General features: G+C 67.9%; 20 protein-coding genes. 15 read left to right on the top strand and 5 right to left on the bottom strand.

The annotated features are described in order from the left end of the window. Positions 1-139 precede the first annotated feature (139 nt). The 11 genes from ACFOWB_RS16860 to ACFOWB_RS16810 all read left to right on the top strand — a co-directional run bounded on the left by ACFOWB_RS16860 (position 140) and on the right by ACFOWB_RS16810 (position 14,052). Positions 140-1,339: a tyrosine-type recombinase/integrase gene (locus ACFOWB_RS16860; RefSeq protein WP_261403305.1), complete on the top strand. Its 1,200-nt coding sequence runs from the start codon at positions 140-142 to the stop codon at positions 1,337-1,339. A gap of 50 nt (positions 1,340-1,389) precedes the next feature. Further along, positions 1,390-2,901, top strand: a complete 1,512-nt coding sequence (locus ACFOWB_RS16855) for a site-specific integrase (protein ID WP_261403304.1) — start codon at positions 1,390-1,392, stop codon at positions 2,899-2,901. Then, positions 2,898-4,856 carry a hypothetical protein gene (locus ACFOWB_RS16850; RefSeq protein WP_378148423.1) on the top strand — a complete coding sequence of 653 codons (1,959 nt, stop codon included), beginning with the start codon at positions 2,898-2,900 and terminating at the stop codon, positions 4,854-4,856. Before ACFOWB_RS16855 ends, ACFOWB_RS16850 begins: the two co-directional genes overlap by 4 nt. Positions 4,857-4,945: 89 nt before the next feature. Continuing rightward, complete coding sequence (locus ACFOWB_RS16845; RefSeq protein ID WP_378148421.1) at positions 4,946-5,407, top strand: hypothetical protein; 462 nt, start codon at positions 4,946-4,948, stop codon at positions 5,405-5,407. Continuing rightward, positions 5,404-5,853, top strand: coding sequence for a DUF6262 family protein (locus tag ACFOWB_RS16840; RefSeq protein WP_378148419.1), 450 nt, complete (start codon positions 5,404-5,406; stop codon positions 5,851-5,853). The genes ACFOWB_RS16845 and ACFOWB_RS16840 overlap by 4 nt, the downstream gene beginning before the upstream one ends. Before the next feature lie 146 nt (positions 5,854-5,999). Next, on the top strand, positions 6,000-7,880 hold the full coding sequence (locus ACFOWB_RS16835; protein ID WP_378148417.1) for an AAA family ATPase: 1,881 nt from the start codon (positions 6,000-6,002) through the stop codon (positions 7,878-7,880). A gap of 311 nt (positions 7,881-8,191) precedes the next feature. After that, on the top strand, positions 8,192-8,554 hold the full coding sequence (locus ACFOWB_RS16830) for a DUF2946 family protein (RefSeq protein WP_261403297.1): 363 nt from the start codon (positions 8,192-8,194) through the stop codon (positions 8,552-8,554). Positions 8,555-8,659: 105 nt separating this feature from the next. Continuing rightward, the gene (locus ACFOWB_RS16825) at positions 8,660-10,894 is read left to right on the top strand and encodes a TonB-dependent receptor (protein WP_378148415.1); all 2,235 of its coding nucleotides are present in this window, start codon (positions 8,660-8,662) and stop codon (positions 10,892-10,894) included. Between the two features lie 14 nt (positions 10,895-10,908). Further along, complete coding sequence (locus ACFOWB_RS16820) at positions 10,909-12,297, top strand: PepSY-associated TM helix domain-containing protein (RefSeq protein ID WP_378148413.1); 1,389 nt, start codon at positions 10,909-10,911, stop codon at positions 12,295-12,297. A 107-nt stretch (positions 12,298-12,404) separates the two neighbouring features. Continuing rightward, positions 12,405-12,962: a hypothetical protein gene (locus ACFOWB_RS16815; RefSeq protein ID WP_378148411.1), complete on the top strand. Its 558-nt coding sequence runs from the start codon at positions 12,405-12,407 to the stop codon at positions 12,960-12,962. Positions 12,963-13,044: 82 nt separating this feature from the next. After that, positions 13,045-14,052, top strand: a complete 1,008-nt coding sequence (locus ACFOWB_RS16810) for a zinc-dependent alcohol dehydrogenase family protein (RefSeq protein ID WP_261403292.1) — start codon at positions 13,045-13,047, stop codon at positions 14,050-14,052. A gap of 168 nt (positions 14,053-14,220) precedes the next feature. On the opposite strand, the gene cobM is transcribed toward ACFOWB_RS16810, so the two are convergent. From cobM to ACFOWB_RS16795, 3 genes are all read right to left on the bottom strand, one after another. Further along, positions 14,221-14,982 (bottom strand): precorrin-4 C(11)-methyltransferase, encoded by a 762-nt coding sequence (gene cobM / locus ACFOWB_RS16805; protein ID WP_378148408.1) that lies wholly within the window; start codon positions 14,980-14,982, stop codon positions 14,221-14,223. Next, entirely contained in the window at positions 14,979-16,223 is a 1,245-nt protein-coding gene (gene cbiE / locus ACFOWB_RS16800; protein WP_378148406.1) for a precorrin-6y C5,15-methyltransferase (decarboxylating) subunit CbiE, read from the bottom strand. The genes cobM and cbiE overlap by 4 nt, the downstream gene beginning before the upstream one ends. Positions 16,224-16,300: 77 nt before the next feature. Continuing rightward, the gene (locus tag ACFOWB_RS16795; protein ID WP_378148404.1) at positions 16,301-17,137 is read right to left on the bottom strand and encodes a cobalt-precorrin-6A reductase; all 837 of its coding nucleotides are present in this window, start codon (positions 17,135-17,137) and stop codon (positions 16,301-16,303) included. A gap of 51 nt (positions 17,138-17,188) precedes the next feature. Between ACFOWB_RS16795 and cobA the strand changes: the two genes are divergently transcribed. Both cobA and ACFOWB_RS16785 read left to right on the top strand, forming a co-directional pair. After that, positions 17,189-17,980 (top strand): uroporphyrinogen-III C-methyltransferase, encoded by a 792-nt coding sequence (gene cobA, locus ACFOWB_RS16790; RefSeq protein ID WP_378148821.1) that lies wholly within the window; start codon positions 17,189-17,191, stop codon positions 17,978-17,980. Continuing rightward, positions 17,977-19,281, top strand: coding sequence for a cobyrinate a,c-diamide synthase (locus tag ACFOWB_RS16785; RefSeq protein WP_378148402.1), 1,305 nt, complete (start codon positions 17,977-17,979; stop codon positions 19,279-19,281). The genes cobA and ACFOWB_RS16785 overlap by 4 nt, the downstream gene beginning before the upstream one ends. Here ACFOWB_RS16785 and ACFOWB_RS16780 read toward each other — a convergent pair. Next, positions 19,246-19,692, bottom strand: a complete 447-nt coding sequence (locus tag ACFOWB_RS16780) for a DUF1636 domain-containing protein (protein ID WP_261403289.1) — start codon at positions 19,690-19,692, stop codon at positions 19,246-19,248. The genes ACFOWB_RS16785 and ACFOWB_RS16780 overlap by 36 nt on opposite strands. Positions 19,693-19,814: 122 nt before the next feature. Between ACFOWB_RS16780 and cobD the strand changes: the two genes are divergently transcribed. Together cobD and cbiB are read left to right on the top strand one after the other, a co-directional pair. Then, a complete protein-coding gene (gene cobD, locus ACFOWB_RS16775) occupies positions 19,815-20,813 on the top strand; it encodes a threonine-phosphate decarboxylase CobD (protein ID WP_378148399.1) in 999 nt (332 codons plus the stop codon). Between the two features lie 24 nt (positions 20,814-20,837). Further along, the gene (gene cbiB / locus ACFOWB_RS16770) at positions 20,838-21,818 is read left to right on the top strand and encodes an adenosylcobinamide-phosphate synthase CbiB (protein ID WP_378148397.1); all 981 of its coding nucleotides are present in this window, start codon (positions 20,838-20,840) and stop codon (positions 21,816-21,818) included. Here the strand turns inward: cbiB and ACFOWB_RS16765 are convergent. Continuing rightward, positions 21,815-23,293, bottom strand: coding sequence for a cobyric acid synthase (locus ACFOWB_RS16765; protein ID WP_378148395.1), 1,479 nt, complete (start codon positions 23,291-23,293; stop codon positions 21,815-21,817). The genes cbiB and ACFOWB_RS16765 overlap by 4 nt on opposite strands. Between the last annotated feature and the right edge of the window lie 71 nt (positions 23,294-23,364).

Here is a 23,364-nt window from a genome sequence, read left to right as displayed (position 1 = left end):
TGGTTTTGTCCACTGTATGTGATAACCGATTCTAATCGCTAACTTTTAAGCGAACATGGTCGGGGGCCGATTGAGGAATTTCAGGGTCGTATCTGGCGGTAGTTCAATTTCGTAAACTACTGTCAGCTAAGTTTCTGAAATGACCGATGAAATTGCCCCGTTCAGTGTAAAGCTGCTACGATTCCGCAATGGTGAGCGCTTCCCGGCCGTCGTTGACTGCCGGGGGCTGCTGGCAGCGCAGCCCAACGTTTACGCTCTGCTCTCCTTGCGCCCGCGAGAGCAGGCGGCGGCAACCAGCGAACAGCGCTTGAGGGCAGTCTGCACGGCGCTCAACTGGGCGGAGAGCAGGGCGCTCAACTTCAAGGCTAGGATCGAAACGTTCGAGCTTCTGAGCTCGTACGAGGTCGAAGATCTCAAGGACGCCCTGCGCGTCAGCGCCCGCGCTACGAAAGGCCAAGGGGCAAAGAGCGTCGTCGGAGCGGCGCAGTTCGTCGATCGGTGTCACGCCGTTCGCGATTATGTCGCTTGGCACGCTAAGACGGCGCTTCAGCGCATTCGCGTCGGAGATCCGCGGCTAGGTGAAGCACGGCTTTGCCTCGATCGCTTCATCAAGATGATGAACGACGGACTTCCGAGAAGCGGCAAGTCGGACAAGGTCGTTGTCGGCGATGGTGCGCTTCAAGCGATGCTCGCGGCCGCAGCGCCCGGATGCGATGAAAACCCTTTTCAGACCCAGCATCAGCATCGAAATTTTGCGCTGCTCTTGCTTTACTACGAGACAGGCATGAGGCGCGGCGAAGCGCTGAAGCTTAAGGGGCAGGATCTCAACCTTCAGGGCGAAAATCCATCTGTCACCGTTGCCCGACGTCCTGATGACGCCGACGACCGACGGCGCGTCGCGCCGCAGGTGAAGACCCTCGGGCGTACGATCCCGATTACCAAGCATCTCGCTCACGCTCTTCGAGTTTGGATAACCGAGCACCGGACCGACGCTCGGCGGTACCCCGACGCGCGGCGTACCCCGTTTGTCTTCGTGTCCCGGGCCGGTCAGGCGCTCGGGCTCAGGACCGTCAACGACATGTATGAGTTACTCCGGAAGAGGGTCGCAGGGCTGCCCGCTGAGCTCACGACACACGCCAACCGTCACGCCGCGAACTCCCGTTTCTCCGCCGGGAGCAAGGAGCTCGGCTGGAATGACGCCGAGACCGCGCTTGCCAGGAATTATCATTTTGGATGGGTAAAGGGGTCTGATCAAGGGGTCCATTACAACAAAGAATACGTGAGAAAAATGTCCGAAGCTTATGTCGCCAGTATTCAGCGTAAGAGCGCACCGGAGTAATCTTAGTGAAGCCTAATATACTATCACAAAATCAAGCTTCGTTTCCATCGATGGGCATCATCGTTGATCGCGCGGGACTTAACGTCGATGCGAGTGGTTGGCGGTGGGTACTGAACAGCGCGGGAGAACAAGTTTATCTCAATTGGGAAAGATTTCCGCGATGTTCATACGAGGTATTAACGGATACTGTTAGATACTTTGCTAGAAGAATTAAGTCAAAATCTCCTGATGCGGTGTATGCAACATTCGAAACATTGCTATATTTGTCTCATAGTCCGAGTTTTGTTGCCGCCGCAGACGGTAATGATGAGTTGTCAATCGACGTATTTAATGAAGTGCGAGGCTTCCTCGAAGGGCGGTTTGAAAATAGCATCTGGCGATTGCATCATGTGCGGCACTGGTATCGCTCTTGTGCCGATTACGGTAGTGCGGCGTTCTCACCTGAAGTAGCGTTCGAGCTTTATGAGAAAACGATTGGCGGTAATAGGAAAGGTCGTGCTGTACTGTCGTTAGATCCTGAAGAGGGTCCGCTCGTCGATGTTGAGATAACCGCTCTTCTGAACGCGTTGAACGATGAGCGTCGGCGAAAAACGTTTCGTCTTGATCATGCAGCGGCAATTTGGTTGTGTATTGCCTTGGGCTGTAATCCAAAACAGATGGCGTTACTTCGGGAATGTGATCTTCAGCTCATGGAAGAGAGTGGGGTCCGCTTTTTCCATCTTAAAGTGCCGCGTGTGAAGAAAAACCACGACGTTCCTCGTGCCGCATTCCGTACGAGAAAGTTGACGGTAGAAATTGGCAATGTTCTCCTAAGCTTAATAGCAGAAAATCGCGCTCGTGAAGAAGGTTATGGTCGAGTCACAGGTCCAAACAGTCCTATTTTCATGCGCCGTAATGTCAGGATGCATTCCGCAGGTGCCATGCAAGAATATGGACGCCACCTTTATCCGAGCGAATTTACAAAGTTAGTCTCCGACGGCGTCAGGAGATTGGGCGTTGTTTCGGTCCGAACGGGACTTCCGCTGGCCGTGACTACACGGCGCTTACGTTACACGTTCGCGACCCGCCTTGTCCGCGAAGGCGCAAGCATGGAGGAGATTGGCGAGGCACTGGATCACACTGATCTCCAGAACGTCAGGGTCTACTTCGACATCAAGAGCGACATCGTCGATTCTCTCGACCGCGCCATGGCCCTGAAACTTGGACCGGTCGCCCAGGCCTTCCTCGGGAAACTGGTTGCTTCGGAAAGGAAGGCCGAGCGTGGAGACGATCCCAGCAGCAGGGTGATGGCGGTCGACAAAGCCTCTGGACGCCCGGCTGGTCTCGGCACGTGCGGAGAGCATTCGTTCTGTGACCTGCTCGCTCCGATCGCCTGTTACACCTGCAGTCAGTTCCAGCCTTGGATCGATGGGCCTCACGACAAGATCCTGGACGATCTCCTTGCGCAGCGAGAGCGGAAAAAGGCTGCGGGCATGGATGGTCGGATGGTGGCGATCCACGACGCGACCATCCTCGCTATCGGCGATGTGATCCAGCGCATCACGGAGGTGCGCGCGGCATGAATATCCACGTTCTTCCGTCTGCCAGACATCTCGACGCGCAGACGAACCTTGAGAACTTCATCGCCAAGGCTCGCGCCTTGACGGCATTCGGCGCAGTCGACTTCGACGCGCCTATCTGGGCCGTGACGCTGATCAAGCAAAAACGTGCAAGCAGCGGCAGGTCCGGGGTCAACCGACTGTATTTTACCGAGGTGCTGGCCGGAGGACGAGGCGAAGATGGGCGGGTCCCCCTGCACGAACCCTTCGCGAGCTTCCTGAAGGCAGTCGTTCGATCCCGAGAAAGCGATGGAGCTAAGCATCTCGACGACCATGCCGCGCTGATCGCCGCTGCTCGGTTCCTCCATGAGGAAATGGCCGAGATCGGCTTCGACCCCTGCTCTCTGGACCCAGATACGTTCTACCGCGCCGCCATCGCCGCCAAGAAGGCTCAGAGTGCTTCGACGGCTTATTCGACCGGCAAGAAACTTGTCGAGATCGCAGGCTGGGTCGATCGCTTTGGTGTCGGTCGCACGCGCATCGAATTCCGAAACCCGATCAAACGACCGGACGGAACCGAGGGCCGATTGGATGCCGCAGCGCGGGAGCGGCGGGAGGAGAAGCTGCCGACCGACGCGAGCCTTAATGCGCTCGCCAGGCTTGCCAACCTCGTCACCGAAGACGTCGACATTCTCCGCATTCGCGTGATCGAGTTGCTGGTCTGCGGCGGCTGGCGCATCAACGAACTTCTGAGCATCCCAGCCAACTGCGAGGTTGAGGAGGCAGCCTATCGCGACGGCAAACCGGTGCTCGACGACAAGGGTGACCCAGTTGTCCGCTACGGCATCCGGTATTGGGCGGAGAAGGGCGCGCCGCCAGCGCCGAAGTGGATCCCGTCAGCCCTCGTGGACGTCGCGCGGCGGGCGATCGCGGACATCCGCCGCATCACCGAACCGACCCGAGAAGCAGCTGCGTACGCCGCTCGTCACCCGTGGGGGGTGAAAGTTGAAGGCCTCGACGATGGTGATCCCGAGTGTCTCATTGAGTGCAGCGCGGTCGGCGCTCTTTTAGGGATGACGCATCGCACAAGCGGCCTTCAGTGGTGTCGTTCGTGGAGTGTGCCGCTCGTCCAAAGCGCTGTCGGAATGTCCGCGACCCGTCGAGACGTATCGAGAGTCATTAGGCGCGAAATGCCGCAAGTGCCGCCGGATAGTCCTTTGCGGCTGGATGAGCATCTATTTCTCATACCTCAGAACTTCACCCATCCCGGACGCACCTCGATCCCTGGATCGGTGCGCTTCCTTACCGACGGCATGATCGGTCTGTTCATCACCGGCAAAGAGGGCGCACCGTCGATCTTTGAGCGGTTCGGCATGGTCGAGGACGACGGGTCGCCTATCCGGATGAATAGCCATCAGCTGCGGCATTGGCTCAACACGTTGGCCCAGGCCGGCGGGATGAGCCAGATGGAGATCGCGCGCTGGTCCGGCCGCAAGGATGTCCGGCAGAACGCGGCCTATGACCACGTGTCGGGGGCCGAGCTCGCTGGCAAGGTTCGCAAGCTGGTCGAGAACGGCGAGATGAGAGGGCCTCTCGCCGAAGCGCACGAACGCTTGCCTCCGCGCGATCGCGCCTCCTTCCGGCAGACCCAGATTGCGACAGCGCACCTGACCGAGATCGGCCTGTGTCTTCACGACTGGAGCCTGCTGCCCTGCACGAAGCACGGTAGTTGCCCTGACTGCACCGAGCATTGCGTAAAGAAGGGCGATGCGGGCCAGTGCGGTGCGGCCGAACGGCTGCTTGCCGAGACCAACGCCCTGCTGGAAAGCGCGGCCGTCGAAGCAGACGAAAGGACCTACGGCGCGGCGCGCTGGGTGGAGGCTCACCGCCGGACGGCTCGCGGCCTCGAGGCTATCGTCGCCGTGCATCATGACCCCAGCATTCCCAACGGCACGCTGGTTCAGATCGCAAGGCCCTGAGGGGCCGTCGGAGGGGAGTGTTCACCTCCTTGCTGTCTACTTGGTGGCTCCGGGCCGAATCACCGTCGAGCCCAGTCTGGGTGGGGCAGATGGCCGTGAAGGAGAAGGGTAGTCGACGTTCGCCAGCCCGCGCTCCGCGGACGGGCAGCCGGCGGCATCTCGACGAAGCGACCGTGGCGCGGATCCGCGAGGTCATCTTGACCTGGGCGGCTCTTCCGCTCCGCTGGGAGGATATATCAGCGGCGCTCAAACAGCTCGGCGTCGGTTCGTGGACCAGGCAGGCGCTGGCGGCGAAGCCCGAGATCGTCGATGCCGTCAAAACCCGTAAGGTCGCCTTGGCCGGCGGCGCGAAGCGGCGCTCCCGTGATCCAGAGGTCGTCATCCTTCGACGACAGGTCGAGGATCTGCAGGAGCGCATGAAGGAACTGGCCGAACGCAACGCCTGGTACGAGGAGCGGCACCTCATCATGCTGCGCAACGCGGCCGTGAAGGGCGTCAGCGAGGCCGAACTCATGAAGGCGCTTCCGCCCATCGACCGGAGCAGGTTTTGACTGCGGCCGCAGGGCAGTCTGGAGCGGCGGCCGGCGCCGAGAATTCTCGCCGCCTTCAGGAGTATCTCGACGCGCTCGCGGCCGAACGTCGCCCGCTTCCGATGCGCAACGGTCGCGTCAACGTCTCGGCCGTGGCGCTGGCCTGCGGCTTCGACCGGCAGGTTCTCTACAAGAACCCGGCGGCGAAGGAAGCGCTGGACCTCGCGGTCGAAGCGATGGGGCTCGCGCCCGAGAACGCTGAGGAGCCTGACGTAAAGCCGGAAGTCCGCACGCCGGACCGGCGCGAGCGACGCATCCACAAGCTCGAACAAGAGAACGCGGCGCTCCGCGCCGAGGTCGCCGGCCTGCGGGAGCGCCTGCGGCGGGTCGAGCATGTCGAGACGCATATGGTGGAGACGGGACGCTGGGTCTCTTCTCTCCCGTTCCTCGGTGAGACCGGGGAATGACCGTTCCTCGGAGCCGACCTGCGAACAGCAGGCCGCCGCGCGCAGGGGAAGGGAAGGGGGCGCGCCTCGGCGCGCCGCTTGCGCTTGCCCCTTCCCTGGACCGAGCACGGTGGCATGGTGGGCGTGGGTCGGCGGGGCACGTCCCGATGGCCGCTCTGATCCGCCACCTCGCTGAGACGCCAGCCTTCGAAGGTATCGGCTGGGCGAAGGCCGCTCGGCTGGCGGAAGTCTTCGGGCCGGATCTTCCACGGCTCCTCGCCGGCGGCGACCCGAACCCGTTGGCGACGGTGGTGGGAGAGCGGGAGGCCGAGACGCTGGTTCGAGCTTGGGCTGAGGATCTCGCGCGAGGAGACGTCGTGGTCTGGCTCGAGGAGCGCGGCTTCGATCCGCGCCTGGCCGGAAAGGTGATGCGCCTCTGGGGAGCGGAGGCCGCCCAACGCATTCGCAGTCAGCCTTACGCCATGATGGCGCTCGCCTCTTGGCCGACCGTCGACGCCGCCGCGAAGCGCATAGGGACGGCCGAGGACGATCCCGCCCGACTGATCGCCGCCGTCGAGGCTGTGCTCTACGAGCGCCTGCAGAGCCAGCACACGTGGACGAGCGACGCCACCCTCCGAGCCCGCCTGCGGAAGCTTCTCGGCCCTGTAGGAGCTGTTCTGACGTCTCGCGCGGTCGACCATGCCCGGGACGTTGGGGCCGTCGTGAGCAGCGATGGAGGGTGGCAGCCGGCCGGCGCGGCTATGATGGAGGCCTACGTTGCGTCCCGGCTCCTGACCGCGCTGTCAGAGCCCGTCCAAGGCGACCTGATCGCCCGTGAGGTACCCGAAGAAGAAATCGATCAGTGGCTCGATGGTGCGAGACGTGAGGTCGGGGTCGAGCTGAACGAGGAACAACGCGCCGCGGTCCGCCTGGCGGTCCGGTCTCGGTTCGGCATGGTGCTCGGGGGAGCGGGCGTCGGGAAAACGACAGTCCTGAAGGCCGTCTGCGCGGCGAACGAGGCGTTCGGCAGAGTTGTTCACCAGATGGCCCTGGCTGGCCGTGCAGCGGTCCGGATGCGCGAGGCGACTGGTCGGCCAGCATCGACCATCGCGGCCTTCCTGAAAGCCTGTGAGGCGAAAAAGGTGGCTCTTGGGCCGGAGAGCCTCATCGTCGTCGATGAGAGCTCCATGCTTGACCTGCCGACGCTCTACCGCCTGCTGCGGCACATGCCCGAGGAGAGCCGCTTGCTGTTGGTCGGCGATGAGGCCCAGCTCGGACCCATCGGCTTCGGCCTCACCCTCCACGCGTTCGCCGAAGCTCCTCAGGTTCCCGCCATCCGGCTCAGACGGATCTATCGCCAGGCGGCGACTTCGGGCATCCCGGTCGTAGCGGCCGCGATCCGAGAGGGTCAGTGGCCGACGCTCGAGCATCAGGTCGGTTTGGACGGCGTCGCCCTAGTCAGCACGGACAGCGCCCCGACCGCCGACCACGTCGTCGATGTCGTCGAGCGCCTCGGAGGCTTCGGCCACGACCTTCGCATCCTTACCCCGCTCAGGGCTGGTGATACCGGCTTGGAGGCGCTGAACGGCCTGTTCCATCGCCTTCTTAGTGTGGGAAGGGCCCGGGTTCCCGGTCGCGACCTTGCGCTGGGCGAGCCCGTCATGTTCGGCCGAAACGACTATCGTCGCGACCTGCGCAACGGCAGCCTCGGCGTCGTGGTGCGCATCGACGATGCCGTTGAGGTCGACTTCGACGGCGAGCGCCATGAGTTCGTAGGGTCAGCTCTCGACGACCTGTCGCTCGCCTACGCGGTCACCGTCCACAAGGCGCAAGGATCTCAGTTCCGCAGCGTGGTCGTCCCGGTCACGCGCTCGCGGCTGCTCGATCGGTCCCTGATCTACACCGCGGTCACGCGCGCGACCGATCGGGTCGTGCTCATCGGCGAGGCTGACGTTCTTGCAGAAGCCGTTCGCCAGCCCTCCGCCGCCGGCAGGCGTGAGACCGGCCTCGGAAGGCCTGCGTTCTGGCGGGATCACGCGGTAGCGTGATATGCTCGAAACTGGATCGGCGAGGGCCGCTCCAGCATGTTCGCCAACCACCGTCAGATCGACCAAATGAGCGACAGACGACATTTGTCGCTCATCACGTCCAAGGATTCTTGAAGCTGCTCAACGCCGTAACACACACAGTGGCGCTTCTGTACCGCACAGAACCTTTCTGATCTCGAGCCGCCGGAGCGGGTCCGATCCCCGACCTCGGCCCCAGCGTCCGTTGGTCATGGTTTGACGGATGCGCGCGCCATGCTATGGCCGCGCGACGGCGACGCGGGGGCGAAGTGGTGGCGGCACGAGGCGGCTTGATGCGACGGGCGGGGGGCGTTCTCGCCGCCTATCTCGTCGTGTTGCAGGCCGTCTTGGCGGGCGTCGCGCTCGGCGCGGCTCCGGCGGCCGCCGATCCGTTCGGCGTTTTGTGCCGCACGATCGCGGACGAGACGTCGGCCCCGGACGACGGCGGCTCGGACAAGAGCCACAAGGCGCTGCCCGACTGCTGCGTTTCCGGATGCGCGCTCCATGCGGTCGCCGCCGCGCCGCGCGACGTTCAGATCGTTCCGGACGTTCCGCAGGTTCTCGGCGGAACGGAGCGGCTTTGGGCGGACGCGCTCGCGCCGCCTGCGCAAAAACGAACTCCACGAAATCCAAGGGCTCCTCCGCGCGAGGCGTGATCGCGGCCTGCAAGGCCGCGCGTCGTTTCGCCAAGACCTCGCCGGCCGGGCAGGGCGTCGCCCGCCGCCGCGCGGGCCAAGCCCTTTCGCGTGGAGTTTTCCGAAGTGTCCGTTCGTTTCTCGCCGGCGCGCAGCGCCGCGCGTCGCCGCGCCTTGTTTTCCGCCGCCGCCGTCGCGGCCCTGCTCGTCGCCTCCCCCTCACTGGCGCAACCCCCGGAAGGGGACGGCGAGGCTGCGACCCCTCTCGACGAGATCGCGATCGAAGGGCGCGGCGAGGGCGACGCCTCCGCGCCGGCCGCGCGGCTCAAGCGCACGAGCGAGGCCGCGAGCCGCCTCGGCCTCACCGTGCGCGAAACGCCGGCGACCGTCGACGTGCTCACACAGCAGCAGCTGCAGGAGCAGGGCAGCCGCTCGCTGATCGAGGCCTACAACTCCGCGCCGGGCGTCGTCGCCGGCAACCTGCCGGGCGAACCCGGCGTCACCGCGATCCGCGGCTTTTCGCGCGGGGCGGTCGGCTATGTGATCGACGGGGTGAGGGCGATCGATCCGCTGATCGCCTCGCGCAACTACGACACCTACAGCTTCGACCGGATCGAGATCCTCAAAGGTCCGGCCTCCGTGGTCGACGGGGCCGGCGCGCTTGCGGGCACGATCAACCTCGTGACGCGCAAGCCGGAGTTCGACGTCTTCAAGGCCGACGGGCTGCTTTCCTACGGCTCGTTCGACAGCGTGCGCGCAGGAGCGGCCGTCAACGTCGCGCCGAGCGAGAACGTCGCCGCCGCGGCGAGCGTGCTCTACGGACGCTCCGACGGCTATGTGAACGACACCGACAGCGAGAACGTGCAGGTCACCACCGCGATCGCGCTGAAGCCGACCGATCGCCTCAAGATCACGGCGGCGTTCGACTATTTCCACGACGACTTCCGCACCGCCTATTTCGGCACGCCGCTGCTGCCCTCGGACGTCGCGCGCGACCCGAGCGGCGTCGTGACGGGCCGCGGCTTCGTGCTCGACAAGTCGATCTGGAAGAAGAACTTCAACGTCGACGACGGCGTGATGAAGTCCGACGCCGTGTGGGCGCGCGCCGGCGCCGAGTACGAGCTCACCGACGCCTGGACGCTGAAGAACGACTTCGGCTTCTACAGCGCCGACCGGCTGTGGCGGAACTCGGAGGACTACACCTACGTGGCGACCCAGCCGGGCGACGCCAAGCTGCGGCGCGACGCGACGCTGATCTCCCACGACCAGCAGTCCTGGACCAACCGCACGACGGCGAACTTCGACGGCGAGATCGGCGGCATGCGCAACCGCTTCACGACGGGCGTCGAATACATGCGCACCGAGTTCGGCTCGAGGCGCCGGTTCGGGACCGTCGACTTCGTCGATCCGTTCGACTTCGACCGGGGAGACTTTCCCGACACCGCGGGCTTCGCCACCCGGCAGAACTTCGACAGCACGGTCGACAACACCGCCGTTTTCGTCGAGAACGCGCTCAACCTCACGCCCGAATGGATCGTGGTCGGCGGCGTCCGGCAGGACTGGATCGACCTCGACCGCAAGGTCGACGACCTCAACGACCCGACGCTGTCGGACCGTTTCGGCAACAAGTTCAAGGCGACGTCCTGGCGCATCGGCACGGTCTACGACCTCACGCCGCAAGTCAGCCTGTTCGGCCAGTACACGACCGCGATCACCCCGGTCAGCTCGCTCCTGCTGTCGAGCTCGGCGCGCGCCGCCTTCGACCTGACGAAGGGCCGGTCGGTCGAGGGCGGCGTCAAGACGCTTCTTTGGGACGAGCGGATCGCCGCGACGGCGTCGATCTACCAGATCGAGCAGGACAACATCCTGACGCGCGATCCGGTCACGCCGGCACTCACCGTCCAGGGCGGCAGCCAGCGCTCGCGCGGCGTCGAGCTCGACGTCTCGATGGCGATGACGAGCCAGTGGAAGGTCAACGCCAACGCGGCCTTCCTCAAGGCGGAGTTCACGAAGCTTTCGGAAGGCGGCGTCAGCCTCAAGGGCAACCGGCCGCTCAACGTTCCGGAGCGGACGATCAATCTCTGGACCACTTATCGGCTGGCCGAGGCGCCGATCACTTTCGGGGCCGGCCTTCGCCATGTCGGAAGCTTCTACACCGACAACGCCAACACGATCCGCGTCGCCGGCCGCACGCTGTTCGACGCGTCAATCGCGGTCGACGTGCCGGCGGGCGGCGTCGTCACGCTCCGGGGCCGGAACCTCACCAACAAGCTCTACGCCGAGTGGTCGGGCTATTCCTCGACCCAGGTCTATGTCGGCGCGCCGCGCAGCTTCGACCTGACCTACAGCGTGAAGTTCTGAGAGGGGAGGCGGCGATGGGCTTTTTCCAGAACCCGGCGCTCTACCGCGCGGTCTGGCGCTGGCATTTCTACGCCGGGCTGATCGTCGCCCCGTTCCTGCTGATCCTCAGCGTGACGGGGGCGATCTATCTCTTCAACGACGAGATCAACGACGCGCTCCATGCGGACAAGCGCATCGTCGCGCCGCATGAGACGACGCTGCCGCTGGGCCGCCTCGTCGCCGCGGCCGCGGCGAGCGTCCCGGGCGGCGAGGCCACCCGGATCGACACCTGGGCGGGCGCCGACCGGAGCGCGCAGGTCTACGTCAAGGACGGGCAGGGCGGAGAACGCCGCGTCTTCGTCGATCCGGGGACCGGCGCCGTGCTCGGCTCCTACGTTTACGACCGGACGCTGGTGGGCTTCGCGGACCGCTTCCATGGCTCGCTGATGCTCGGCAAGGCCGGCGACGCCATCGTCGAGCTCGCGGCCTGCTGGGGCGTCGTGCTCATCGTGACGGGGCTCTATCTCTGGTGGCCCCGGGGAGCGCGGCGTTTCGCCGACGCTCTCGTCCCGAAACTCCGGGGGACCGGCCGGCCGTTCTGGAAGAGCCTTCACGCCGCGATCGGCGTCTGGACGGCGGCCGTCCTGCTGTTCCTCATCCTGACCGGACTGCCATGGGCGAATGTGTGGGGAACGCTCCTGCGCGCCGGGACCGAGGCCGCAGGGATCGGCTACCCGGTCAGCCACCGCAACCACGGCGCCGTGCCGGCCTCGGCCGAGACGATGAAGCAGGCGACCGGAGAGGCGCCCTGGACGCTCGAGACCGCGCCGATGCCGGCCTCGCGGGAGCAGGCCGGGGACGAGCATGCCGGCCATCATGGCGGCCACATGAGCGCCCCCGCGGACGCCGCCGCCGCGCCGATCGGCGTCGACCGCGCGGGCGAGATCCTCGCCGCGGCCGGCATGGCGCATCCCTACCGGCTCTCGCTGCCGAAGGGGGCGGCCGGGGTCTACTCGGCTTATGTCTATCCCGATCGCCCGCAGGGGCAGCGGACGATCCAGATCGACCAGTACTCGGGCGCGATCCTGAACGACGTCGGCTTCGCCGACTACGGCGTGGCCGCCAAGGCGGTGGAGCTCGGCGTCCAGCTCCACATGGGCAACTATTTCGGCCGCGCGAACCAGTTCGTGATGCTGCTCGCCTGCGTCGGGACCGCGGCGCTGTCGATCACCGGGCCGATCATGTGGTGGCGCAGACGACCGAAAGGCCAGCTCGCCGCGCCGCGGACGCTCGAGCCGACGCGGCTGCGCACGGTGGCGACGATCACGCTCGTCATCGGGATCCTGTTCCCGCTCGCTGGACTTTCGCTCGTCGCCGCGCTTGGCGTCGACCGGCTGATGGCGCGCCGAGGCGCCGGCGGCTGACTTCGCCGTTAAGCATTTCGAAAAAAACACCCTCACGGGTTGTGGATGCGTCTGGCGCTCGCCTCATCAGGCGGTAGTCTGATCCCTAACAAACTGGGGGCGGGGCGATGCCGAAATCTGCTGCGATCGCGAGATTGACGTCGGCGGCGAGGACGGCCGGCGAAAAGGCGGGCTTCGCCGCTCTCGTGATCGCGATCGTCGTCGCGCCTTCGGCCATCGCTTCCGCTCTGGTCGCCGCCGACGTCGTCTGGGAACTGGTTGTCGCAGCCTCGAACGCCGTCACCGCGACGCTCTATGCGACGTCGCCGGTGGTGCGCGACAGCCCCGGCCAGACCGCGGACGCGCTCAGGTTCCTGTTCGGCGCGATCCTGGCCGCCGCAGCCCCCTCGGTCTCGATCGGGGCGTTCGAGCGCGCATGGGGCGCGAAGGCGCTCGCGGCGCTGCTGTTCTATCCGCTCTGGCTCATGGTGATCCTCGCGCCCGCGATGGTCGTGCGCCAGTTCGCGTCCGAGATCGACGCCGCCCGGCTTGGTTCGCATGTCTCGATCGACTTCCTCGTGACGTTTTCGGCCTGCGCGGCCTCGATCGCCCTCTGCTTCTCCCTGTGGGCCCGCACCCGCCCCTTGGGTCTCGCGCGGTCGAGACGCGCCGTCGTCAGGGTTTGAATCCCATCGCGCCTCGAAGCCGGGCGTTCGCGCGCCAGATAGGCGCGTCCGGACGACGGAATTCTGTGGGAGTAGACCGATCATGAAGGCGATGACGCTCGGAAGCCCGGCGGGGCTCGACACGCTGGCTCTGGTCGACAAGGACGAGCCGGGCGGGCCGGGTCCCGGCGAGATCCGGGTGCGGCTGAAGGCGAGCTCGCTCAACTTTCATGACTACGCGGTGGCGACCGGCATGCTGCCGTCGCAGGCCGGCCGGGTGCTGATGTCGGACGGTGCGGGGGTGGTCGAGGAGGTCGGCGCCGGCGTCGACGAGTTCGCCGCCGGCGACCATGTCGTCTCGACCTTCTTCCCGACCTGGATCGACGGCCGCACCGACATCTCGGACTTCTCGCTCACGCCGGGCGACGGCGTCGACGGCTACGCCTGCGAGATGGTCACCGCGCCCGCGACCTCGTTCACGCGCGCGCCGAAGGGCTGGACGCACGCCGAAGCCGCGACGCTCACCTGCGCCGGACTGACCGCCTGGCGCGCCCTCGTCGTGAACGGCGGGCTGAAGGCCGGCGACGTCGTCCTGACCATGGGAACCGGCGGCGTCTCGATCTTCGCGCTGCAGATCGCCAAGGCGATGGGCGCCACCGTGATCGCGACCTCGTCGTCGGACGAGAAGATGGAGCGCCTGAAGAGCCTCGGCGCGGACCACGTGATCAACTACCGGTCGACCGAGAATTGGGGCGAGGCGGCCCACGGTCTCGCTTACGGGCGCGGCGTCGACCATGTGGTCGAGATCGGCGGTCCGGGAACGCTCGCCCAGTCCTTCGCCGCCGCGCGCGTCGGCGGCCATGTCTCGCTGATCGGCATCTTCACCGGGCTTTCAGGCGAGGTGCCGACGTTCGCCCTCATGGCCAAGCAGGCGCGGCTCCAGGGCATGATCGTCGGTTCGCGCCGGCATCAGCAGGACATGGTCGAAGCCATGGAGGCGACCGGGCTGAAGCCGGTGATCGACCGCAGCTTCGGCCTCGACGCGTTGGGCGAGGCCTTCCGGCATCAAGAGTCGAACCGGCATTTCGGCAAGATCTGTCTGGAGTTCTGATCTTTTAGGTCCGCCTATCGGCGCTGCTGTAGCGGTGGACTGCGTGCTTCGAGACGCCGACAAGGGTCGGCTCCTCAGCATGAGGACCGTCTTTGGATCGCCGCCATCGTTCATGCTGAGGAGGCCTGCAGGGCCGTCTCGAAGCACGCAGTTCCTCTCGGCCTGTCCTTATTTGGCCGCAGGCTTCAGCCGCCGGACATGTTCCGGCGCATAAAGCGCGCTCGACGTCTCGCCGAGGCCGTCGAGCGCGCGGCCGACGATGACGAGCGCCGTGCGCTCGATCCCCAACGGCGCGGCCTTCTCGACGATGTCGGCGAGCGTTCCCCGCACGATCGCCTCGTCGGGCCATGTCGCGCGGGCGACGAGCGCGACGGGACAGTCGGCGCCGTAAAGCGGCGCAAGCTCATCGGCGATGCGTGCGAGCTGCTTTGCGGCGAGGTGGAGCACGAGCGTGCCGCGCGCCGCCGCCACCGCCTGAAGCGTTTCCGCCTCGGGCATTCTGGAGGCGCGGCCGGACAAGCGGCTGAGCGTGATCGTCTGGGCGATCTCCGGAACCGTGAGCTCGACGCCGAGCCGCGCCGCCGCCGCCGCGAAGGCCGGCACGCCGGGCACGATCTCGTACGGAATGCCGCGCGCCTTCAACGCGGCGAACTGTTCGGCCGTCGCGCCGTAGATCGACGGATCGCCGGAATGCACGCGCGCGACGTCGAGTCCGCCGGCGTCCGCCGCCTCGAACTCCGCCACGATGTCGTCGAGCGACAGCGCCGCCGTGTCGACGACGCGCGCGTCCTTCGGCGCATGCGCCACGACGGCTGCGGGCACGAGGGAGCCTGCGTAGAGACAGACGGGGCATCGGGCGATAAGGTCGCGCCCGCGGACCGTGATCAGGTCGGGATCGCCCGGCCCTGCGCCGATGAAATAGACCGTCACGGCTTCACGACGGCGTATTGCGTGACGGGCATCGCAGGGCGCCAACCGGTCATCCGGCCGACCGCGTCCGCGTAGGTCGCCTGGAGGCGCACGAGATCGCCGCCATAGGCCGCGCGGGCGGCCGTCAGCCTCGCCTCGGTCTCGAGCGTCACGGCGTTGGCGACGAGGCGTCCGCCGGGCTTGAGCGCAGCCCAGCAGATCTCGACGACGCGCTCGCCCGTGGCGCCGCCGCCAAGGAAGATCGCGTCGGGGCGCGGCAGGCCCGCCAGTCCCTCAGGCGCCGCTTGCTCGCGCACGTCGAGCGCCGGAACGCCGAGCCGCCGCGCGTTCCGTCGCGCCCGTTCCGCGCGGTCGGCGCGCGGCTCGAGCGCGATCGCATGAGCGTCCGGCTCGGCGCGCAGCCATTCGATCCCGATCGAACCGGAGCCCGCTCCGACGTCCCAGAGCAGGGCGCCGGGGGCGGGCGCAAGGCGCGCGAGCGTGACGGCCCGGATCTCGCGGCGCGTGATCTGGCCGTCGTTCTCGAACGCGTCGTCCGGCAGGCCCGGAATGCGGGGAAGACGGGATGCGCCGGGCCCCGCCACGATCTCGATCGCCACGACGTTGAGCGCGTCGAAGCGATGATCGTCCATCTCGGCGGCCGCGCAGGACAGCGCGCGCTGGGCCGGCGCGCCGAGGCGCTCCAGCACCGTCATGCGGCTGCGTCCGAACCCGAGCGAAACGAGAAGCCGTGCGGCCTCGGCCGGCGTGCCTCCGCCGGCCGAGAGCAGGACGACGCGCGCGCCGTCGAACAGTTCGAGCGCAAGCGCTTCGAGCGGCCGTCCGCAAGCGGAGACCAGCCGGGTCTCCTGAACCGGCCACAGCATCGCGGCGCAGGCGAGCTGAAACGAGGAGACCGTCGGAAGAACCGCGACCTCTTCGCGCGCGATCCGGGCGAGCAGGGTCGCGGCGACGCCGTAGAGCAGGGGATCGCCGCTCGCCAGCACGACGACGCGACGACCACGCCATTCCGCGATCGTCTCGACGAAGGGCAGCATGGGAGAGGGCCAGGCGTGGCGCTCGGCGTGGGGCGCGGCGTCCGCCGGCACGAGCGAAAGATGCCGCGCGCCGCCCACGAGGGCCTCGGCCCGTTCCAAGGCTGCGCGCGCGTCCTCGCCAAGCCCGCCGAAACCATCCTCGCCGATCCCGACGACGGTCAGCCAGCGCGGGTCGGGCAGGGGGGCGGAGGCTTGTGCGGGCACGCGGAAGATCCGGAAGCGTCTGTAGTCGAACTTCGCTTATCGGCGGGCGCACGGCCAAGAGCAAGACGGCTTCCGGATCAGGCGACGCCCGGATCTCCGATCAGCGCCTTGGCCTGCTCGAGCGCCTCCTCCACGGTCTCGACCACGAGGCCGGCGGGCGGCGGCGGGCGATCGACGAGCACCACGGGCACGCCGCGTTCCCGCGCCGCGTCGAGCTTGGCGACCGCGCCCTTGCCGCCGCTGTTCGCCGTCACCAGCACGCCGAAGCCGTGCTCCTCGAACAGCGCGTGCTCGTTGGCGAGCGAGAACGGGCCGCGGTCGTTGACCACGATCGCGTTCGGATGGTCGAAGGGCGGCTCCGGAGGCTCGACGGTCCGGATGACGAAGCGCAGGTCGCGGCGTTTCGCGAACGGCGCGATCTTCATGCGCCCAACGGTGAGGAAGCAGGGGCCGTCCGTGCGCGGGGTCAGCTGCGCCGCGGCTTCGACGTCCGACGCGAAACGCCAGTCGTCGCCTTCGCGCGGCCGCCACGCGGGGCGGACGACATGGACGAGGCGCGCGCCGACCGCGTGACAGGCCTTGGCGGCGTTGTCCTTGATCCGCGCCGCGAAGGGATGCGTGGCGTCCACCACCAGGGCGAAGTCCTCGACCGCGAGATAGGCGCTGAGGCCGGTGACGCCGCCGAAGCCGCCGACCCGCCAGAGGCCTGCGGGCGTACGCCGCGTCTCGGTGCGGCCGGCGAAGGACGTCACCACCTCGTAGCCGCTCGCGGTGAACCGCTCGGCGGCCTCGAAGCCGTCCGACGAGCCGCCGAGAATGAGAACCCGCGGAGCGGCTTCCCGCCCTCGAACGTGGGATTGTGCGGCGCCGCGAGAGGGGTCATGGTCCGCCGCATGTCGCCGATGCTGCCGCATGCCGAATGTCCTTCGACGCCGCTCGTGTTGCCGCCGGCGCTGGCGCGCGCAATGCCGCCGTTTCTTCCCGGAACCGTCTGGCTCGTGGGGGCCGGTCCGGGCGATCCCGGCCTCGTCACGCTGCAGGCGGCGTGGGCGCTCGCCCAGGCCGACGCGGTCTACTTCGATGCGCTCGTGAATGAGGAGGTTTTGAGGCTCGCGCGGGACGATTGCGAACGGGTGTTCGTCGGAAAGAGGGCCGGCTGCCCGTCGCCGAAGCAGTCCGAGATCACCGCCCTTCTGATCTCGTCCGCGCGCGCTGGCAAGCGAGTCGTGCGGCTGAAAGGCGGCGACCCTTACGTGTTCGGCCGCGGCGCCGAGGAGGCGCAGGGGCTGGTGGCGGCCGGGACGCGCTTCCGCGCCTCTCCGGGCGTGACGGCGGGCGTCGGAGGCCTCGCGGCCGCCGGCATCCCGGTCACCCATCGCGACGTCAATCAGTCAGTGACTTTTTTGACCGCGCACGACGCGAAGGGCGCGCTGTCGGAGCGGCTGGACTGGACCGCGCTGTCGGCCGGGGCGCCCGTTCTCGTCGTCTATATGGGCTTCCGGCTAATGCGCGTGATCGCCCGAAAACTGCTGGAGGCGGGGCGCCCGGAAGCCGAGCCTGTCGCGGTGGTGGCCAACGCCACGACGCCGCGCCAGCAGGTCGTTCTCACGACGCTTGCTCGCCTTGCGGCGGGCGAGGATGTCGCAGGCGTCGAGCCGCCGGCGATCGTGGTGGTGGGCGGCGTGGTGGCGCTCGCGCCGGTGCTCGGCATGGCGGCCGCGCATGCGGACGCGGCGATCGCGGACGCCGTACGGTGACGCCGAGCTTCGTGGTCGCCGCGCCGTCGAGCGGCTCCGGCAAGACGATCCTGACCCTTGGCCTGCTTGGCGCCTTCCGGCGGGCCGGCCTCGCCGTCGCTTCCGCCAAGATCGGTCCGGATTACATCGACCCTCGCTTCCACGAGGCGGCGACAGGCCGCCCGTCTCCGAACCTCGACGGCTGGTCTATGCGGCGGGACCGGCTGCTCAGCCTTGCGCATGAAGCGGGGCAGGGCGCTGACGTCATGGTCGTCGAGGGGGTCATGGGCCTCTTCGACCGCGCCGCGGAACGCGGCGTCGACGGCTATGGGGGCGCGGCCGAGGTCGCGAAGACGCTCGGCCTGCCGGTCGTGCTCGTGATCGACGTCGGCGGCATGGCGCAGTCCGCCGGCGCGGTGGCGGCCGGGTTCCGGGCCTTCGATCCGGATGTCGAGATCGCCGGCGTCATTCTCAACCGGGTTGCGAGCGCCCGGCACGCGGCTCTGTCGCAGGACGGCTGCGCGGCCGCGGGTTTCAGAGTGTTCGGCGCCGTGCCGCGGACTGCGGGCCTCGCGACGCCCTCGCGGCACCTCGGTCTCGTGCAGGCGGAGGAGATCGAGGGTCTCGCCTCGATCCTGGACGCGGCCGCGGGTCTCGTCGCCGACCATGTCGACCTTCCGGCGCTTCGGGACGCCGCCCGGCCGCTCGCGGCTCCGCCGGCCGCGGCGCCGGGGCCGCCCGCTCGACCGCTCGGGAGCAGGATCGCGCTCGCCTGCGACGTCGCGTTCCGCTTCGCCTATCCGCATCTTCTGGACGGCTGGCGGCGGGCTGGCGCCGAGATCATGCCGTTCTCGCCGCTCGACGACGAAGCGCCGCCGGTCGGAGCCGACGCCGTGTTCCTGCCGGGCGGCTACCCGGAGCTGCATGCCGGGCGGCTCGCGGCGGCGGCCCGCTTCAGGGACGGCATGCGCGCCGCGGCCGCGAACGGCGTCGCGATCTATGGCGAGTGCGGCGGCTACATGACGCTCGGCGAGGCCATCATCGACGCCGACGGCGTCCGCCACGAGGGCCTCGGCCTGCTTGCGCTCGAAACGTCCTTCTCCAGCCGGCATCTTCATCTCGGCTATCGTCGCGCCCGCCTCGCCGCCGGCGGCCCGCTCGGCCCATCCGGGACGGACGTGCGGGCCCACGAGTTCCACTACGCCACCATCCTGCGCGAAGAGGGCGAGGAGCCGCTCTTCAGGCTACAGGACGGCGGCCGCGCGGGCCTGCGCCGCGCAAACGTCTCAGGATCCTTCCTGCACGTCCTCGACTGCGACTGAGATGTCTTCGACGAGTGCATGCTCGGCGCCGGGCGGCGGCACCCGCGCGACCGTGTTCTTGCGGATCTTTTCGGGCCGCGTCCGCCAGGGCGGAATTCCGTCCGGCGCGTCCGCATGAGCGAGGGCGAAGCGGGCGAGATCCTCCGCGTCTTCGGGAACGAGGCCGCCGACCACGTAGGAGAATTTGCCGGGGGCCGCCACCGAGGCGGCGCAGGAGCGCCCGCAGGCCGACAGGCATGCGATCGCCCGGACCTCGACGACGCTGTCGGGACCTGCAAGCCGCTCGACCGCCGCGACCGTCGCGCGTCCGAGCCGCGCTCCGGGCGGCTCCGCAGCGACGTCGCCCTCCGGTTTGCAGGTCCGGCAGACGGCGACCACCGTGATACCGCGGCTGGCGGAAGCCGCGCTCACGCCCGATCGCTCCCCGCGCGGCCCGGCAGTGGCGTCTTCGCCGCGGGCCGCAAGACCTCAGCAGCGTTGACGCGGCCGCAAATCTGCTCAATTTTTTGGCGTGGGGACAGGCAGGAGCGTTCATGAGGCATGGCGGCGATCTCGCTGCGGCGGAGGCCGCTTTCGGCCAGCCGCGGCAGGGTTGGCTTGATCTGTCGACCGGCGTCAATCCCCATCCCTATCCGCTCAGGCCCTTTCCGCCCGAGGCGCTGACCAGGCTTCCCGACCCCGAAGACCTCAAGGAACTCCTGTCCGTGGCCCGGCGCGCCTATGGCTGGCGCCCGGATACGCCCGTCGTCGCCGGGCCCGGCGCGCAGGCGATGATCCAGCTGCTGCCGTACCTGCGCACGCGCGGGCCAGTGCTCGTCGTCGGGCGCACCTATGCCGAGCACGCCTATTCCTGGGCGCGGGCCGGCCACAAGGTGAAAGAGGCCTGGTCGCTGACGCATGCGAGCGAGGCCGACGTCGTCGTCGTCGTGAACCCCGACAATCCCACGGGCCGCACCTTCGAGCCGGACGTATTGGCCGGTCTTGCGACCCAGCTCGCGCGCCGCGGCGGCCTGTTGGTGGTCGACGAGTCCTTCGCGGATGTGAGCCAGGAGACAGCGCTCGGCTCCAAGGTGGCGTCCAAGGGCGTGGTGGTGCTGCGGTCGTTCGGGAAGTTCTATGGGCTCGCCGGCCTTCGCCTTGGCTTCGCGGCGGGCGACGAAGAGATGATCTCGGAGCTTGCCGCCGAACTCGGGCCGTGGCCGGTCTCCGGCCCTGCGCTCCATGCCGGCAGGGCCGCGCTTGCCGACGACGCCTGGGCGGCCGAGATGCGCCTCCAGCTCGCTGTCGACGCGCTCCGGCTCGAGAGCCTGCTGCAGAGCGCGGGCTTCAGTCAGGTGCGGGGCTGCGATCTGTTCCGCATGGTTCGACATCCGCGCGCGTCCGAGATCCACCGCAGTCTGGCGCGCGACGGGGTGTGGACGCGCGCCTTCGAAGAGCGGCCCGACCATCTGCGCTTCGGACTGCCCGGCGGGCCGGACGCCTTCGCGCGGCTCGACCGCGCGCTCGAGACCGCGCTAAAGACGGCGGCCTGACGAGCAAAGCCGGATTTGGACGCCTTGGACATCGCGCACACCGCGGCGATCGCGCTTGTCGCGCTCGCCCTCGACGCCGTGATCGGCGACCCGGACCGGCTCTGGAGGCGCGTCGCGCATCCGGTGGCGGTGATGGGGGCGGGCGTCGCGTTGCTCGACCGCCGCCTCAACCGGCTGGAGCTCGACGAGGCGGTGCGGCGCAGGCGGGGCGTCGCCGCCGTGTTCGCGCTCGTGCTCGGCGCCGGCATGGTCGGCTTCGCCTTGTCCTTGCCGCTTGGCGGTCTGCCGTACGGCTACCTGCTCGAGGGCGTTCTCGCCTCGATGCTGGTGGCGCAGAAGAGCCTCTATCTGCATGTCCGCGCCGTCCGCGACGCCTTTGCTGCGGGGGGCATCGGCGCGGCGCGGCACGCGGTCTCGATGATCGTCGGTCGCGATCCCTCGAAGCTCGACGAGGCGGGCGTGTCGCGCGCCGCGATCGAGTCGGCGGCGGAGAATTTTTCGGACGCCGTCGTCGCGCCGGTCTTCTGGCTCGTGCTCTTCGGGCTGCCCGGACTGTTCGCCTACAAGGCGATCAACACCGCTGACAGCATGATCGGGCACAAGACCGAGCGCCACCGCGCCTTCGGCTGGGCGGCGGCGCGGCTCGACGACTTGGTCAACCTGCCGGCTTCGAGGCTGTCGGGCGCGATCGTGGCGATCGCAGCGGCCCTGACGGGGCGTTCCGCCGGCGCCGCCTTTCGAGCGATGCGCGAGGACGCCGGCCGCCACGCTTCGCCCAACGCGGGCTGGCCGGAGTCAGCCTTCGGCGGAGCGCTCGGTCTCGCGCTCGGCGGCCCGCGGATCTATTCGGGCGTGGCCGTCGACGATCCGTGGATGAACCGTCGGGGCAGGCAGGACGCGCGCCCCGAAGACATCGGCGCGGCGCTGAGACTGTTCCGGTCGGCCTGCGCCGCGCATGCCGGGGCGGTTCTCGCCGTGTTCGGGGTCGCGACGCTTATGGGCTAGCCGCGACTGCGCGCGATCGCGAGGATCGCGTCGACGTCGAGATGCGTTTCGAGATGCGCCGCGAGCGCGTCGAGCGTCGCCTCGATGGTCGCCTCATAGGCGAGCGCGGAGCCGGGTAGGCCGAGCGCCTTGAGATAGGCGCGGCGGAACCCGTCGGCCGCGAAGACGCCGTGAAGGTAGGCGCCGGCGACGAGCCCGTTCGGAGACGCCGCGCCTTCGGGCCGGCCCTCGACCTCGAACGGCGCGCGGGCCGTGTCCGGACCCGCGGTGCGCCCCATGTGGATCTCGTAGGCCTCGACCGCTTCTCCGCTCGGCATATGGCGGCCGGTCACGCGGGCAAGACGCTTTTCGCCGCCCAGCACGGTGTCGACCTCGAGGAGTCCGAGGCCCTCGACCGAACGGGGAGGGCCCTCGACGCCGTCCGGGTCCGCGATCGTGCGGCCGAGCATCTGGTATCCGCCGCAGAGGCCCAGAACCCGGCCGCCGCGACGGACATGCGCATGGATGTCGTGGTCCCAGCCGAAGCGCCTGAGCGCATCGAGGTCGTCGATCGTGGCTTTCGACCCCGGCAACAGCACGAGATCCGCGTCGACCGGCAGCGGCGCTCCGCCTTCGACGAGCTCCAGCGAGACGCCGATCTCCAGCCGCAGCGGATCAAGGTCGTCGAAGTTCGAGATGCGGGGCAGGACAGGCGTGACGATCCGGATCTCGCCGCGCGCCGGCCGAGCGCGCCCCACGAGATTGACGGAATCTTCCGCTGGAAGTTTGCCGGCTTCCGGAAACCACGGCGCGACGCCAAGCGAGGGCCATCCGGTTCGCTCCGCAATCGTTGTAAGCCCGCCGGCGAACATCGCGGGATCGCCGCGGAAGCGGTTGATCAGAAAGCCTCGAATCAGAGCGCGATCGTCCGGCGGCAGCAACGCCGAGGTTCCGACGAGAGAGGCGATGACGCCGCCCCGGTCGATGTCGCCGATGAGGACGACCGGAACATTAGCCGACTGTGCGAATCCCATGTTGGCGATGTCGTTCTGGCGGAGATTGACCTCCGCGGCGCTCCCCGCGCCCTCGACCAGAACGAGATCGGCGTCGGCCGCCAGCCGCTCGAAGCTCTCGATGACAGGCGCCATCAGGCTTGGCTTCAGCCCGGAATAGGCCGCTCCACGATAGCTGCCGACGCGCCGGCCCTGCACGACGACCTGGCTGCCGGTTTCGCTCTCTGGCTTCAGGAGCACCGGGTTCATGTCGACGACCGGTTCGCGGAAAGCCGCGCGCGCCTGCAACGCCTGGGCGCGGCCGATCTCTCCGCCGTCCAGGGTCACGGCCGCGTTGTTCGACATGTTCTGCGGCTTGAACGGCGCGACCTTCAGGCCACGGCGCGCGAACAGCCTGCACAGCCCGGCGACGATCAGCGACTTGCCGACGTTCGAGCCGGTGCCCTGGAACATGATCGCGGGGGTGGGGGACATTCGCGTCATCCCGGACGGCCGCAGGCCGAGCAGGGATCGTCCTCAAGCGGGGATGCGGCGAAAAACTGCGTGCTTCGAGA

Origin of the sequence: Chenggangzhangella methanolivorans (assembly GCF_042648545.1) — a bacterium.
GTDB classification, from domain to species: domain Bacteria; phylum Pseudomonadota; class Alphaproteobacteria; order Rhizobiales; family Methylopilaceae; genus Methylopila; species Methylopila methanolivorans.
The sequence above is the reverse complement of the archived record's forward strand: the minus strand, read 5'-3'. Positions and strand labels throughout refer to the sequence as shown.

Bases quoted from the DNA above. Each gene is read 5' to 3' on its own strand.
- cobA (WP_378148821.1), top strand. From the start codon at position 17,189: ATGCCGCCGTTTCTTCCCGGAACCGTCTGGCTCGTGGGGGCCGGTCCG.
- ACFOWB_RS16810 (WP_261403292.1), top strand. From the start codon at position 13,045: ATGAAGGCGATGACGCTCGGAAGCCCGGCGGGGCTCGACACGCTGGCT.
- ACFOWB_RS16765 (WP_378148395.1), bottom strand. From the start codon at position 23,293: ATGACGCGAATGTCCCCCACCCCCGCGATCATGTTCCAGGGCACCGGC.
- ACFOWB_RS16835 (WP_378148417.1), top strand. From the start codon at position 6,000: ATGGCCGCTCTGATCCGCCACCTCGCTGAGACGCCAGCCTTCGAAGGT.
- ACFOWB_RS16815 (WP_378148411.1), top strand. From the start codon at position 12,405: ATGCCGAAATCTGCTGCGATCGCGAGATTGACGTCGGCGGCGAGGACG.
- ACFOWB_RS16850 (WP_378148423.1), top strand. From the start codon at position 2,898: ATGAATATCCACGTTCTTCCGTCTGCCAGACATCTCGACGCGCAGACG.
- ACFOWB_RS16860 (WP_261403305.1), top strand. From the start codon at position 140: ATGACCGATGAAATTGCCCCGTTCAGTGTAAAGCTGCTACGATTCCGC.
- cobD (WP_378148399.1), top strand. From the start codon at position 19,815: ATGAGGCATGGCGGCGATCTCGCTGCGGCGGAGGCCGCTTTCGGCCAG.
- ACFOWB_RS16830 (WP_261403297.1), top strand. From the start codon at position 8,192: ATGCGACGGGCGGGGGGCGTTCTCGCCGCCTATCTCGTCGTGTTGCAG.
- ACFOWB_RS16845 (WP_378148421.1), top strand. From the start codon at position 4,946: ATGGCCGTGAAGGAGAAGGGTAGTCGACGTTCGCCAGCCCGCGCTCCG.
- ACFOWB_RS16795 (WP_378148404.1), bottom strand. From the start codon at position 17,137: ATGCGGCAGCATCGGCGACATGCGGCGGACCATGACCCCTCTCGCGGC.
- ACFOWB_RS16855 (WP_261403304.1), top strand. From the start codon at position 1,390: ATGGGCATCATCGTTGATCGCGCGGGACTTAACGTCGATGCGAGTGGT.
- ACFOWB_RS16820 (WP_378148413.1), top strand. From the start codon at position 10,909: ATGGGCTTTTTCCAGAACCCGGCGCTCTACCGCGCGGTCTGGCGCTGG.